Source organism: Cellulosimicrobium sp. ES-005 (assembly GCF_040448685.1).
Taxonomy (GTDB): domain Bacteria; phylum Actinomycetota; class Actinomycetes; order Actinomycetales; family Cellulomonadaceae; genus Cellulosimicrobium; species Cellulosimicrobium cellulans_G.
The window spans coordinates 388,429-401,702 of sequence record NZ_CP159290.1 but is presented as its reverse complement, the minus strand read 5'-3'; the positions used below and the strand labels follow the sequence as shown (position 1 = coordinate 401,702).

The window sequence follows — 13,274 nt, the reverse complement described above, 5'->3', positions numbered from 1 at the left end:
TCGGCGCCGACGTCGGCGCCCCGGCACCGAGCACGCCCTCGGTCCGTCGCCGTCCGGGGTGATCCTACGCACGCGGCAGCGCCTCCGAGCCCCGTTCTCGGCAAAGGTCACGGTGAGATATCGATCTGACCTGGGGAAACGCAGATTCTTGCCAACTTACTGACTGCACGGTAAGTTCTCCGCTCGACAGACGACTCGACGACGAGGAGCACGTACGTGACATCGCAGTCCCTCGCGGGAGAGCGCGACCCCGCGGAGCTCGTCACCCTGCGCACCCGTGCGCAAGGGCTGCCCCTCCGCGAGAAGGTCCGCCTCCTCACCGGCCGGTCCATGTGGCGCCTGCACGCCCAGGACGAGCTCGGGCTGCGCCCCGTCGTCATGTCCGACGGCCCCGTCGGGGTCCGCGGCACGAGCGAGGTCGAGGGCGAGACCTCGATCCTCTTCCCGTCCCCCAGCGCGATCGGCGCGACGTGGGACCGGGCGGTCGCGCACGAGACCGGGCAGGCATTCGCCCGTGAGGCACGCACGCACGGCGTCGACGTCGTCCTCGCGCCCCAGGTCAACATCCAGCGCACGCCCGTCGGCGGCCGGCACTTCGAGTGCTACTCCGAGGACCCGTACCTGACCGCGCAGATCGGCACCGGCGTCGTGCGCGGCCTCCAGGACCAGGGCGTCGCCGCGTGCGTCAAGCACTACGTCGCCAACGACTCCGAGACCGCGCGCACGTCGTACGTGTCGCACGTCGACCCCCGCGTCCTGCGCGAGGTCTACCTCGCGCCGTTCGAGGACGCGGTCGCGGCGGGCGCGTGGTCCGTCATGGCGGCGTACAACCAGGTGGACGACGGCGTGGAGTCGGGTCCCATGACCGGGCACCGGCACCTGCTCACCGACGTCCTCAAGGACGAGCTCGGGTTCGACGGCGCCGTGGTCTCCGACTGGGTGGCGACGCACACGACCGAGCTCTCCGCGAACGGCGGCCTCGACGTCGTCATGCCCGGCCCGGGCGGCCCGTGGGAGGACGCCCTCGTCCGCGCGGTCGAGGAGGGCCGCGTCCCCGAGAGCGAGATCGACGACAAGGTCGCGCGCATCCTCCTGCTCGCGCGCCGGGTCGGCGCGCTCGACGAGCCCGCCCGCCCCGTCACGCACGACGGCGACCTGCGCGCGCTCGTGCGCCGCACCGCCGCCGCCGGCACGGTCGTCCTGCGCTCGGACGTCGCGAACCCCGTGTGGGACCGTCCGGCACCGCGGTCGATCGCGCTCGTCGGCCCCAACGCGGTGCGCCCGCACGTGCTCGGCGGCGGCAGCTCGACCGTGAACCCCGCGCACGTCGTCACGCCCGCCGAGGGACTGGCCGCGCGCTGGCCCGACGCCACGCTCACCGTCGCCCGCGGCGGCGACGCGCGCCGGTTCGCCCCGCGGCTCGACGTGGAGGGCCGCAGCGCCGACGGCGCCGCCGTCGCGATGACCTGGCTCGACGCCGAGGGCGCGACGCTCCGCAAGTCCGTCCTGCCCCGCTGGGACGGGTTCCTGCGCGACCTGCCCGCCGAGGTCGACACCGTCGTGCTCGACGTCGACGTCCTGCTCGACGAGCCCGGGGACCACGTGCTCGAGGTCGGCACGGTCCCGGGTCACACCATCGAGATCGACGGGGTCGTCGTCGCGGAGGACGACCGCCGCTCGGGGGTCGAGGTCATCCTCGACTCCTCGATCAACAACCCGGCGGGCGTCCCCACGACCGTGCACGTCGACGCGCCGCGCCGCGTGCGGATCACGGCGTCGCTCCTCGTCACGCGCGCCCAGGGGTACGGGAACCTCGTCCGCGCGGAGCTCCGCCACCGCGTCCCGGCGCCGAGCGTCGAGCAGGAGATCGCCGACGCCGTCGAGGCGGCCCGCGCGGCCGACCTGACCGTCGTCGTCGTCGGGACGAACGAGGAGGTCGAGTCCGAGGGCTGGGACCGCACGTCGCTCGCGCTGCCCGGCCGTCAGGACGAGCTCGTCGAGCGGGTCCTCGACGCCGACCCGGACGCGGTCGTCGTCGTGAACGCGGGCGCCCCTGTGCTCCTCCCCTGGCTCGACCGCGCGCGCACCGTGCTGTGGGTGTGGTTCCCGGGCCAGGAGGCCGGGCACTCGATCGCGGACGTCCTCGCGGGCGTCGTCGAGCCGGCGGGCCGCCTCCCCTGGACGCTCCCGGCCGACGAGGCCGACGTCCCCGTCCCGCACGCGGTCCCCGACCAGGGGGTCGTCGAGTACGCCGACGGCGTCCACGTCGGCTACCGCGCGTGGGAGCGCTCGGGCGCCGTCCCCGCCGCACCCTTCGGGCACGGGCTGGGCTGGACGACGTGGTCGTACGACGCGTCCGGCGAGCCTGACCATCTCCCCGCCCGCACTCCCGACGGCGACGCGACCCTCACGGTCCGCGTCACCAACACCGGGCACCGCGACGGCCGCGAGGTCGTCCAGGTCTACGTCGAACCCCCGGTCGCGCCCGCGTCGGCCCCGGTCGCCGAGCGCGACCGTCCGGTCCGCTGGCTCGGCGGGTTCGCCGTCGTCGACGTCGCCGCGGGGGCCTCCGCCGACGTCACCGTGACCGTCCCCCGCCGTCAGCTCGAGGTGTGGGACACCGACAGCGGACGCTGGCACCTCCCGGCCGGGACCTACCGGCTCCGGGTGGGGCGTTCCGTCCACGACCTCCGCCTGGACACCGCGGTCCGGGTGCAGGAGAGCACCACGGAACAGGAGTAGCCGGACCGCGGTCCACCCGGGCGACCCAGCGCCCCACGCAGTTCTCACGCAGTACTCACGCATGCTCGACCGCCCCGGCACCGCGCCGGGGACGAAGTTCCCTCGAAGGAGAGAGATTCATGAGGTTGAAGGCCTCCGCGATCGCCCTCGGCATCGCGACAGCACTCGTGCTGACCGGCTGCTCGTCGTCCGGCGGCAACGACGACGACAGCACGACCAGCTCCGGCGAGGGCGCCGCCCTCACCATCGCCAAGCCGGACGGAGCGATCGCGACCGAGTCGAACAACCCGTGGATCGGCGACTCGTCCGCGCTCAAGCTCGGCTACGTCAACGCGATCTACGAGCCCGTCGGCATCGTCAACGTCGTCGACCCGTCGGACGAGATCCGCCCCTGGCTCGCGTCCGAGATCACGTGGTCGGAGGACTACACGTCGGTGACGCTCACGACCCGCGAGGGCGTGAAGTGGAGCGACGGCAAGGACCTCACGGCCGACGACATCGCGTACTCGTACCAGATCCTCGTCGACACGCCCGAGCTCAACACCGCGGCGCTCGACATCACGGACGTCGCCGTGGACGGCGACAAGGTCACCGTCACGTTCGGCACGCCGATGTTCGCCAAGCAGGACAAGGTGCTGCACCGGTTCGTCGTCCCGAAGCACGTGTGGGAGGGCGTCGCCGACCCGACGACGGAGACGAACCCCGACCCCGTCGGCACCGGCCCCTACACGCTGACGAGCTTCAGCACGGAGAGCGTCCAGCTCGACGCGCGCGACGACTACTGGGGCGGCGAGCTCGCGGTCCCGACGCTGTACTACGTCTCCTACAACGACAACAGCGCCCTGACGACGGCGCTCGCCAACGGCGACGCGGACTGGGCGCAGGCGTTCCTCCCGAACGTGCAGTCGGCGTTCGTGGACAAGGACCCGGAGCACAACGTGTACTGGGCCCCCGCCGGCCTCGGCATCGACGCGATGTTCGTCAACACGACCAAGAAGCCGTTCGACGACGTCGCGTTCCGCCAGGCCGTGAACATGGTCATCGACCGCGAGCAGCACCAGCAGATCGCCCGCGAGGGCGGCGTCCCGCTGCTCACCTCCGTCACGGGACTGCCGACCCCGGCCGGCGACCCGTTCATCTCGGACGAGTTCGCGGGCGAGGAGTACGAGGTCGACGTCGAGGGCGCCAAGAAGGTCCTCACCGACGCCGGGTACACGTTCGAGGGCGACACCCTGATCGACCCCGACGGCGAGCCCGTCACCTTCCAGCTCAGCGTCCCGCAGGGCTGGAACGACTACGTCACCGGCATCAGCCTCATCGCGGAGTCGGTCAAGGCGATCGGCGTCGAGGCCACGGTCGACACGCCCGACTCGGACTCGTGGTGGGCCGCCAAGGGCACCGGCGACTTCGACGCGATCCTGCACTGGACCGAGACCGGCGCGACGCCGTACGACATCTACAGCGACACGATGGACGCCCGCTGGCTCAAGCCGGTGGGTGAGGCCGCGGACTACAACTTCGGCCGCTTCGACAGCCCGGAGGCCACGGCCGCCCTCGACGCGTACCTCGCGGCGACGACGGACGAGGACCGCGCGACGGCCATCGCGGAGGCGCAGAAGATCTTCGTGGACCAGGTCCCGGTCATGCCGATCGGCACGCGCCCGTTCATCACGGAGTTCAACACGCGCAACTACGTCGGCTGGCCGAGCGACGACGACCCGTACATCAACGCGGACCCGACGCAGCCGACCGCGGTGCTCATCCTCACCCAGCTCAAGCCGGCCGAGTGAGGTCACCGAGGCCCGCGCGGCGCACGCCGCGCGGGCCTCGGTGCGGCCCAGCCCCCCGCACAGAAACAGGTAGGACGAGTGAACACCGAACCCCTGCTGACCGTCTCGAGCTTCAGCGTGGTCTACGACGTCGACCCGCCGGTCGAGGCCGTCAGCGACGTCTCCCTCACGCTGCACCGCGGGGAGATCCTCGGCCTCGCCGGCGAGTCCGGCTGCGGCAAGACGTCGCTCGCGTACGGCATCCAGCGGCTGCTCAAGCCGCCGGCCGTGATCCCCTCGGGATCGGCGATCTTCCACGACGAGTCGGGCGAGGACGTCGACCTCAACGCGCTCGACGACGACGCGATGCGCCGGTTCCGCTGGGACAAGGCGTCGATGGTGTTCCAGGGGGCGATGAACGCGCTCAACCCCGTCGCGACCATCGGCAAGCAGCTCGGCGACGTGTTCGAGACGCACCGCCCCCGCATGAGCAAGGCCGAGCGGACCGAGGAGAGCGCCCAGCTCCTCGACCTCGTCGGCGTCGGACGCGACCGACTGCGCTCCTACCCGCACGAGCTCTCCGGCGGCATGCGCCAGCGCGTCATGATCGCCATTGCCCTGGCGCTCAAGCCCCAGCTCATGATCATGGACGAGCCGACGACGGCCCTCGACGTCCTCGTGCAGCGCGAGATCCTCCAGCAGATCTCGGACCTGCGGAAGCAGTTCGGCTTCTCGGTCATCTTCATCACGCACGACCTCCCGCTGCTGCTCGAGATCTCCGACCGGATCGCGGTCATGCGCCAGGGACGGATCGTCGAGCTCGACACCGCGGCGAACATCTACCACCACGCCCAGCACGAGTACACGCGCACGCTCCTCGGCTCGTTCCCGAGCCTCACCGGCGAGCGGGGCGGGTTCGTGCGCGGCCGGTCGGAGCCCGCGACCACGGCCGCGAGCACGGCCACGACCTTCGCAGGAGGCCAGGCCTGATGACCACCCTCGAGTTCTCGCACGTCACCAAGAAGTACAAGGTCCGGGGTTCGGGCGACCTGCTGGCGCTCGACGACGTCAGCTTCACGCTCACCTCGGGGCGCACCGTCGCGCTCGTCGGGCAGAGCGGCAGCGGCAAGTCGACGATCGCGAAGATCCTCACGCAGCTCGAGCGCGCCACGTCCGGCGAGATCCTGCTCGACGGCGCCCCCATCCCCCGCCGGGGACGGGCCCTGCGCCGCTACCGGCAGCAGATCCGCATGGTCTTCCAGGACCCGTTCGCGTCGCTCAACCCGTATCACACGATCCGCCACCACCTCGAGCGGCCGCTGCGCCTCGACCACGTGGTCCCGAAGGACGAGGTCGACGCGGAGGTGCACCGGCTCCTCGACCGCGTCCACCTGGACGGCGGGGTCGTGGACCGTCGCCCGCACGAGCTGTCCGGCGGGCAGCGCCAGCGCGTCGCGATCGCGCGCGCCCTCGCGTCGCGCCCGTCGCTGCTCATCGCCGACGAGCCGGTCTCGATGCTCGACGTGTCGATCCGCCTCGGCGTCCTCAACCTCCTCGCCGAGCTCCAGCGCGAGGCGAACCTCGGGGTCCTCTACATCACGCACGACCTGGCGACCGCGCGCCACTTCAGCGACGAGATCATGGTCCTGCACCACGGCAAGGTCGTGGAGCACGGCCCCGCCGACGACGTGATCCTCGAGCCCCAGCACCCCTACACCCGCGCGCTACGCGATGCCTCGCCCAACCCGGAGGTCCACTTCTCCGGCACCGGCCCCGCATCGTCGAGGAGCTGATCCCGTTGCGATTCTTCGCCCGCCGCACCGCCTTCTACCTGTTCACCGCCTGGGCGGCGATCACGATCAACTTCTTCCTGCCCCGCATGATGAAGGGCGACCCGGTCTCCGCGTACCTCGCGAAGAACCAGGGGAAGATCAGCCCGGAGGCGGCCGAGTCGCTGCGCACCCTCTTCGGGCTCGACGACGGCCGGTCGCTCTTCCAGCAGTACGTCGACTACTGGGGCCTCATGCTCCGTGGCGACCTCGGCCGGTCGTTCTCCAAGGGCCTCGCCCCGGTCGGCGACGTGATCGCCGCCGCCCTGCCGTGGACGCTCGGGCTCGTGGGCATCGCCACGATCCTCAGCTTCTTCCTCGGCAGCGGTCTCGGCGCGGTCATCGGCTGGCGCCGCGGGAGCAAGGCCGACGCGATCGTGCCGATCTCGACGTTCTTCTCGACGGTCCCGTACTTCTGGATGGGCCTCATCGCCATCGCGGTCTTCTCGAGCATGCTCGGCTGGTTCCCCGCCTCGCACGCCTACAGCAAGGGCGCGTCGCCCGAGTGGTCGTGGGAGTTCGCCTGGGACGTGATCCAGCACGGCACGCTGCCCGCGCTGACCATCGTCGTCGCGTCGCTCGGCGGCTGGGTGCTCGGGATGCGGAACATGATGATCACCGTCCTCGACGAGGACTACGTGACGGTCGCGCAGGCCAAGGGCCTCCCGCCGCGCAAGGTGCTCACGCGCTACGCGTCGCGCAACGCGGTGCTGCCGCAGCTCTCGAGCTTCGCCCTGTCCCTCGGCTTCATCGTGGGCGGCACGCTCGTCATGGAGCTCGTCTTCTCCTACCCCGGGGTGGGCAAGCTGCTGCTCGACGCCACCAACGCGAAGGACTACCCGCTGATGCAGGGCCTCTTCCTCGTCATCACGCTCTCGGTCCTCGTCGCGAACATCCTGGCGGACGTCGCCTACGCCGCCCTCGACCCGCGCACGCGTCAGACGGAGGCCTGAGCCATGACGTCCACCACCACGACCGCGGCGAGCGAGGCCACCGCGCCCGCGACCCCGCCGGCCGCCTCGGGCGGCTCCCCCGGACGCGGCCTCGCGAGCCGTGCCGGCGCGTCGTTCGCGATGTTCCGCAACGGCAAGTCGCTCACCGGCCTCATCATCCTCGGCGTGTTCACGCTCGTGGCGATCTTCGGCGACCTCCTCGCGCCGTACGGCCCGCTCGAGAAGGACTTCACCGCGCTCAAGCAGCCGCCGTCCGCGCAGCACCTGCTCGGCACGACGCACATGGGCGAGGACGTCCTCAGCCAGATCATCTACGGCACGCGGGGCGTGCTGGTCGTCGGGTTCGTCTCCGGCATCATCGCGACGCTCGTCGCGGTGATCGTCGGGGTGACCGCCGGGTACATCGCGGGCTGGCGCAGCGAGTCCCTCTCGGCGCTCACGAACGTGTTCCTCGTGCTCCCGGGCCTGCCGCTCATGATCATCGTGGCGTCGCAGCAGGAGAACCCGAGCCTCCTCCTCGTCTCCACGGTGCTCGCGATCACGGGCTGGGCCTGGGGCGCGCGCGTCCTGCGGGCGCAGACCCTGTCGCTCCGCAACCGGGACTTCATCCAGGCGGCGCGGGCGAACGGCGAGCCGATCCACCGCATCATCGCCGTCGAGATGCTGCCGAACCTCACCGCGATCATCGCGTCGAGCTTCGTCGGCACGGTGACCGCGGCGGTCCTCGGCCTGACGACCCTCGCCTTCATCGGGGTCATCCCCATCACGAACCTCAACTGGGGCACGATCCTCTTCTGGGCCCAGCAGAACGGCGCCTTCCCCGACTACTGGTGGTGGTACGTCCCCGCCGGCCTGTGCATCGCGCTGCTCGGCATGGCCCTGTCGCTCATCAACTTCGGCATCGACGAGTACGTGAACCCGCGCCTGCGGTCCGCCGGCGAGCGGGCGCGAGCGATGCGCAAGAAGGGCTACAAGGTCTCGAGCGGGATCACGACCGTCGCCGACCGCCCCGACCTGCTGGCGGGGAGCGTCACCCCGCCCCCGCCCGACGCGCCGCACGTCGACCTGCCGGGCGCTCCGGTGCACGGGGACGACATCGGCGCCGTGGCGGAGGCCGACCAGGCGACGGGCGGCCCGGACGTGATCCCGGCCGGCCGGCCGGAGCGCTTCGCGTAGCGGGCGTCGCACAGACAGGTGAGGGGCCGTACCACGGCCCCTCACCGGCAGACGGTCCCGGCACGGGACGCCGTCCGCGCCACGCCCCTGGTGCGGACGGCACGCCTCCACCCGTGCCGGGACCGTTCGCGTCCCTCGGGTCAGCGCATCTTGCGCCGGTAGATCGCGACGGCCCACGCGTAGGCGACGACGAGGATCCCGACGAGCCACGCGAGCGCGACCCAGATGTCGGAGCCGACCGGCTGCCCGCCGAACAGCGCGCGCAGCGTGTCGACGATCGCGGTGACCGGCTGGTTCTCCGCGAACCACGCGACCGGGCCCGGCATCGTGTCCGTGGGGACGAACGCGGAGCTGATGAACGGCAGGAAGATCAGCGGGTAGCTGAACGCCGAGGCGCCGTCGACCGTCTTGGCCGAGAGCCCGGCGACCACCGCGAGCCACGTCAGGGCGAGCGTGAACAGCACGAGGATGCCCAGCACGGCGAGCCACGCGCCCACCGACGCGTCGGTGCGGAACCCCATGAGGAGCGCGACGCCGACGACGATCGTCACCGAGACGAGGTTCGCCACGAGCGACGTGAGCACGTGCGCCCACAGGACGCTGGACCGCGCGACGGGCATCGACTGGAAGCGCTCGAAGATGCCGCCCTGCAGGTCGAGGAACAGCCGGTACGACGTGTACGCGACGCCCGAGGCGACGGTGATGAGCAGGATGCCGGGCAGCATGTAGTCGATGTACGACCCGGCGGCGCCGGTGTCGATCGCGCCGCCGAGGACGTAGACGAACAGCAGCATGAGCGCGATCGGGGTGACGGCGGTCGTGATGATCGTGTCCGGGCTGCGCAGGATGTGGCGCAGCGAGCGGCCGGTCAGGACACGGGTGTCGGCCAGGACGTGCGTGGTCATCGGAGCTCCTCTCCGGCGGGCTGGGCGCCCTCGGTGGTCGTCGGGGTCGTGGGGTCCTCGCCGGTCGCGCCGACGAGGGTGAGGAACACGTCCTCCAGGGACGGCTGCTTCTCGACGTACTCGACCTGCGCGGGCGGCAGGAGCGCCTTGAGCTCGGCCAGGGTGCCGTTCTGGATGATGGTGCCGCGGTGCAGGATCGCGATCCGGTCCGCGAGCTGCTCGGCCTCGTCGAGGTACTGCGTGGTGAGCAGCACGGTCGTGCCGCCCTGGGCGAGCTCGCGCACCGTGGCCCAGACCTCGATGCGCGCCTGGGGGTCCAGACCGGTCGTCGGCTCGTCGAGGAAGATGACAGGCGGGTCGCCGATCAGGCTCATCGCGATGTCGAGGCGACGGCGCATCCCGCCCGAGTAGGTCCCTGCCCGGCGCGAGCCCGCGTCCGTGAGCGAGAAGCGGGCGAGGAGGTCGTCCGCCACCTGACCGGGGTGCTTCAGGTGGCGCAGGCGCGCGACGAGCACGAGGTTCTCGCGCCCGGTGAGGACCTCGTCGACCGCGGCGAACTGCCCGGTCAGCGAGATCGACTCCCGGACCTGCCCGGGCTGCTCGACGACGTCGTACCCGTGGACGCTCGCAGCGCCCGCGTCGGGCGTGAGGAGCGTCGACAGGATGCGGACGAGCGTGGTCTTGCCCGCCCCGTTGGACCCCAGGAGCGCGAAGATGCTCCCGCGTGCCACGTCCAGGTCGACCCCACGCAGCACGTGCAGGTCGCCGAACGACTTCTCGATGCCTCGGACCCGCACCGCGGGCTCGAGCGTCTGGTCGACTGACATGTCCAGGTCTCCGTCTCTCTCAGGTGGGGTTCAGGGCCGGCGGACGACGACGTCGCCGAAGCCGGTGCTCGCGTGGATCTCCGCGGTGGCCTCGTTCTCGACGGGCCCCTCGGTCGGGGTGAGGTGGTTGCGGACGCTGCCGTGCTCGGAGCTCGCGTCGAGGAACGCGGCCGTGCCCTCCGGCACGCCCACGTCGATCGAGCCGAACGACGTGCTGAGCGTGACGCTGCCGGACTCCAGGCGGTCGACCCGGATGCCGCCGTGGGCGGACTTGGCGGTGAGCGTGCCGAGCACCCGGGCCACGGCGATCTCGCCGTGCGCGCCCTGCACGGCGAGCGTGCCGGTCACGGCGCCGACCGTCGTCGTGCCGTTGCTGGCCTTGATGGTCCCGTCGCCGGCGATCTCGCTGATGCGCACCGAGCCGGCGCTGACCTTGACGTCCGCGGCGCCGGCGACGCGGCCGACGACGACGGACCCCGCCGAGGCCTTGAGGGCCAGCCGGTCGACGTCCTCGAGCCGGACGTCGGCGACGGAGAGCGTCATGTCGACGTCCCCGAGCGAGCCCTCGGTGTAGAGGGTGCCCGCCTTGCCGCGGAGGTCGGAACCGGCCGGGAGCTCGACGGTGATGTCGGCGGTCCCGGCCGCGAACGGCAGGACGAACTGCTTCCACGAGCCGGGGTACAGGATCGTGACGGCGTCACCGTCGCGGTCGACCCGGACGTCCTGGGCCGCGCGGACGCTGCCGGACTTCGAGGGGTCCGTCGGCAGGACCGTCACGACGACGTCGTCACGGTCGCCGGCGACGACGTGCAGGTTGGCGAAGGGCACGTCCACGACGACCGGGACGGGCTGGGAGGCGGGGAAAGTGGGCATGACGGAGCTCCAACGGTGGTGTCGGTGTGGTGTCAGCGGATGGTGGGAGGGGCGGGCGCGCGGACCGGAGCGGTCAGCGCACCCAGCCGGTGACGCGGGCGGAGCCGCGCGGCTGCGGGCGGGCCTGCGCGGCCGGGCGCCCGGTGGACTGCTCGAGCGCCGCGGCGACCGCGCGCACGAGCCACGTGTTGACGGAGACGCCGTCGCGGGCGGCGGCGGTCTCGGCCTGCGTCTTGAGGTGGTCGGGCAGACGCAGGGTCGTGCGGGTCGTGGCGCCGGACTCGGCGTCGACCGGCGCCACGGCGGGGGTCGGCGCGGACGCCGGAGCGACGCCGTACGCCGGCTCACCGGGAGCGCTGGGCGGGGCCGCGGCGGCCGGGGCGGCGACCACGAACTCCGGGGCGCCGCCCCGCAGCCGCACGTCGACCGACCCGGGCGCGAGCTCCGCGGAGATCTCTCCCGCCGCGGCCGAGAGCGCGTCGAGCAGGACGAGCCGCACGGCCGCGTCGAGAGGAGCGGTCAGCCGCTCGGCGAGCCGGCGGCCGTCGTCCCCCGCGGCGTCCGCGGCGGCGGCGAGGCGGTTCTGGAGGTCGTCGACATACGGGGTGAGGTCCATGACGCCATCATGGCACCACTCGTGGTGTCACTGCAACCCCTTGTGGCAACATCACGACACCACGTGACACCAGGCGCGTGTCCGCGCTGGTCAGCGTGGCGTCAGGAGCCCAGGTCGGTGACGACGTCGTACCCGAGCTTGAGGATGAGCGCCCCCACCACGACGACGAACACGACGCGGACGAACGCGCTGCCCTTGGCCACGGCCATGCGCGCCCCGACGTACGCGCCGAGCAGGTTCGCCGCACCCATGAGCAGGCCCAGGCCCCACAGCACCGCGCCGTAGGGGACGAAGAAGATCAGCGCGCCCGCGTTCGTCGCGAAGTTCGCGATCTTCGCGAGCGCCGACGCCGGCAGGAACGCGTACCCGAGGATGCTCACGAGCGCGATGACGAAGAACGTCCCCGTGCCCGGGCCGAGCAGTCCGTCGTACGTGCCGATGACGAGGCCGATCCCGGCTGCGGCCCAGCGGTGGCCGTTGCCCTCCCAGCGCAGGTTCGTCGTGTGCCCCAGCTTCGGCTTCGCGATCGTGTAGGCCGCGACCCCGACGAGCACCACGAGGATGATCGGCTCGAACAGCTCCGCCGGGATGCGCGACGCGAGGGCGGCGCCGCCGATCGCGCCGACCAGCGCCGCGAGCGCCATCGGACCGGCCGTCCGCAGGTCGGGGCCCACCCGCCGGTAGTACGTCGCCGCGCTCACCGAGGTGCCCATGATGCTCGCGAGCTTGTTCGTCGCGAGCGCCTGGACCGGGCTGATGCCGGGCACGAGGAGCAGCGCGGGGAGCTGGACCAGACCCCCGCCGCCGACGACGGCGTCGATCCACCCCGCCGTCAGGGCGGCGAGGACGAGCAGGAGGACGGTCACGCCGTCGATCTCGAGCCCGCCGGAGACCGGGAGGGAGAAGGCGGGCAGCACTCCCTAGTGGTACCACAGCGCCTCGGTCGCGGTGGTCCTGCGTCCCGGTCGTGCGCATCCGGTCCGTCGGACGGGCATCGAACCGCGACGTGCGTCAGGACTGGAGGGCGTCGTACTCCGCCTCGGCCGCGACGTCGTCCTCGACGTCGAGGCGCAGGTGCGCGAGCGCGAGCTGCAGCACGCGCAGCGCGCTCGCGGCGCGCTCCCCCCAGAGCGAGACGTAGGAGAACTGCCACCACCACAGGCCCTCGAGCTCGCGGCCGCCGTCGTAGTGCTGGAGGCCCTTCGCGAGGCACTCGGCGACGCACGCGAGGTCGCCCGAGAGGGACGCGGCCCCGACCTCGGCGCCCACGAGCGGGTCCGTGATCTCGGCATAGTCGTCGAACCCGTCGAAGAGCTGGGAGAGGGCCGTCCGCAGCGGGTCCACGTCGGTGTCGCGGCCGGCGTCGGGCTCGAAGCGCTCGACCGGGACGACGTCGCCCATCGCCCCGAGCCGTGCGCCCGCGGCGAGCGCGTCCGACAGCGCGAGCAGCAGCAGGGGCAGCACGGCCCCGGGTGCGGCCCCCGACGCGACCTGCGTCGCGGTCGTCAGGAACGCGCGCGCCTGCGCGGCCATGCCCTCGGCGATCTCCCGCAGGTCGGGGTCGTTCTCGATCTCCCCCATGCT

12 protein-coding genes are annotated in these 13,274 nt (G+C 72.2%); 6 read left to right on the top strand and 6 right to left on the bottom strand.

The annotated features are described in order from the left end of the window. Positions 1–216 precede the first annotated feature (216 nt). From ABRQ22_RS01750 to ABRQ22_RS01725, 6 genes are all read left to right on the top strand, one after another. Positions 217–2,742, top strand: coding sequence for a glycoside hydrolase family 3 N-terminal domain-containing protein (locus tag ABRQ22_RS01750; protein ID WP_353708361.1), 2,526 nt, complete (start codon positions 217–219; stop codon positions 2,740–2,742). 119 nt (positions 2,743–2,861) lie between these two features. Continuing rightward, positions 2,862–4,532, top strand: a complete 1,671-nt coding sequence (locus tag ABRQ22_RS01745) for an ABC transporter substrate-binding protein (protein ID WP_353708360.1) — start codon at positions 2,862–2,864, stop codon at positions 4,530–4,532. A gap of 78 nt (positions 4,533–4,610) precedes the next feature. Further along, on the top strand, positions 4,611–5,501 hold the full coding sequence (locus ABRQ22_RS01740; protein ID WP_353708359.1) for an ABC transporter ATP-binding protein: 891 nt from the start codon (positions 4,611–4,613) through the stop codon (positions 5,499–5,501). Further along, a complete protein-coding gene (locus tag ABRQ22_RS01735) occupies positions 5,501–6,304 on the top strand; it encodes an ATP-binding cassette domain-containing protein (RefSeq protein ID WP_353708358.1) in 804 nt (267 codons plus the stop codon). Before ABRQ22_RS01740 ends, ABRQ22_RS01735 begins: the two co-directional genes overlap by 1 nt. A 5-nt stretch (positions 6,305–6,309) precedes the next feature. Next, positions 6,310–7,293: an ABC transporter permease gene (locus ABRQ22_RS01730; RefSeq protein WP_353708357.1), complete on the top strand. Its 984-nt coding sequence runs from the start codon at positions 6,310–6,312 to the stop codon at positions 7,291–7,293. A 3-nt stretch (positions 7,294–7,296) separates the two neighbouring features. Then, complete coding sequence (locus ABRQ22_RS01725) at positions 7,297–8,469, top strand: ABC transporter permease (protein ID WP_353708356.1); 1,173 nt, start codon at positions 7,297–7,299, stop codon at positions 8,467–8,469. A gap of 140 nt (positions 8,470–8,609) precedes the next feature. On the opposite strand, the gene ABRQ22_RS01720 is transcribed toward ABRQ22_RS01725, so the two are convergent. The 6 genes from ABRQ22_RS01720 to ABRQ22_RS01695 all read right to left on the bottom strand — a co-directional run bounded on the left by ABRQ22_RS01720 (position 8,610) and on the right by ABRQ22_RS01695 (position 13,271). Then, a complete protein-coding gene (locus tag ABRQ22_RS01720) occupies positions 8,610–9,374 on the bottom strand; it encodes an ABC transporter permease (protein ID WP_253053974.1) in 765 nt (254 codons plus the stop codon). Next, entirely contained in the window at positions 9,371–10,201 is an 831-nt protein-coding gene (locus ABRQ22_RS01715; RefSeq protein WP_253053977.1) for an ATP-binding cassette domain-containing protein, read from the bottom strand. The genes ABRQ22_RS01720 and ABRQ22_RS01715 overlap by 4 nt, the downstream gene beginning before the upstream one ends. 30 nt (positions 10,202–10,231) lie before the next feature. Beyond that, positions 10,232–11,074 (bottom strand): DUF4097 family beta strand repeat-containing protein, encoded by an 843-nt coding sequence (locus ABRQ22_RS01710; protein ID WP_253053979.1) that lies wholly within the window; start codon positions 11,072–11,074, stop codon positions 10,232–10,234. Between the two features lie 73 nt (positions 11,075–11,147). Next, positions 11,148–11,690, bottom strand: coding sequence for a histidine kinase (locus ABRQ22_RS01705; RefSeq protein ID WP_353708355.1), 543 nt, complete (start codon positions 11,688–11,690; stop codon positions 11,148–11,150). 101 nt (positions 11,691–11,791) lie between these two features. After that, positions 11,792–12,607: a TSUP family transporter gene (locus ABRQ22_RS01700; protein ID WP_353708354.1), complete on the bottom strand. Its 816-nt coding sequence runs from the start codon at positions 12,605–12,607 to the stop codon at positions 11,792–11,794. A gap of 94 nt (positions 12,608–12,701) precedes the next feature. Then, the gene (locus ABRQ22_RS01695) at positions 12,702–13,271 is read right to left on the bottom strand and encodes a DUF5063 domain-containing protein (protein WP_053371787.1); all 570 of its coding nucleotides are present in this window, start codon (positions 13,269–13,271) and stop codon (positions 12,702–12,704) included. Positions 13,272–13,274: the final 3 nt, after the last annotated feature.

Excerpts from the sequence above, each read along its gene's own strand:
- ABRQ22_RS01745 (WP_353708360.1), top strand. The coding sequence starts at position 2,862 with ATGAGGTTGAAGGCCTCCGCGATCGCCCTCGGCATCGCGACAGCACTC.
- ABRQ22_RS01735 (WP_353708358.1), top strand. The coding sequence starts at position 5,501 with ATGACCACCCTCGAGTTCTCGCACGTCACCAAGAAGTACAAGGTCCGG.
- ABRQ22_RS01725 (WP_353708356.1), top strand. The coding sequence starts at position 7,297 with ATGACGTCCACCACCACGACCGCGGCGAGCGAGGCCACCGCGCCCGCG.
- ABRQ22_RS01720 (WP_253053974.1), bottom strand. The coding sequence starts at position 9,374 with ATGACCACGCACGTCCTGGCCGACACCCGTGTCCTGACCGGCCGCTCG.
- ABRQ22_RS01715 (WP_253053977.1), bottom strand. The coding sequence starts at position 10,201 with ATGTCAGTCGACCAGACGCTCGAGCCCGCGGTGCGGGTCCGAGGCATC.
- ABRQ22_RS01710 (WP_253053979.1), bottom strand. The coding sequence starts at position 11,074 with ATGCCCACTTTCCCCGCCTCCCAGCCCGTCCCGGTCGTCGTGGACGTG.
- ABRQ22_RS01705 (WP_353708355.1), bottom strand. The coding sequence starts at position 11,690 with ATGGACCTCACCCCGTATGTCGACGACCTCCAGAACCGCCTCGCCGCC.
- ABRQ22_RS01695 (WP_053371787.1), bottom strand. The coding sequence starts at position 13,271 with ATGGGGGAGATCGAGAACGACCCCGACCTGCGGGAGATCGCCGAGGGC.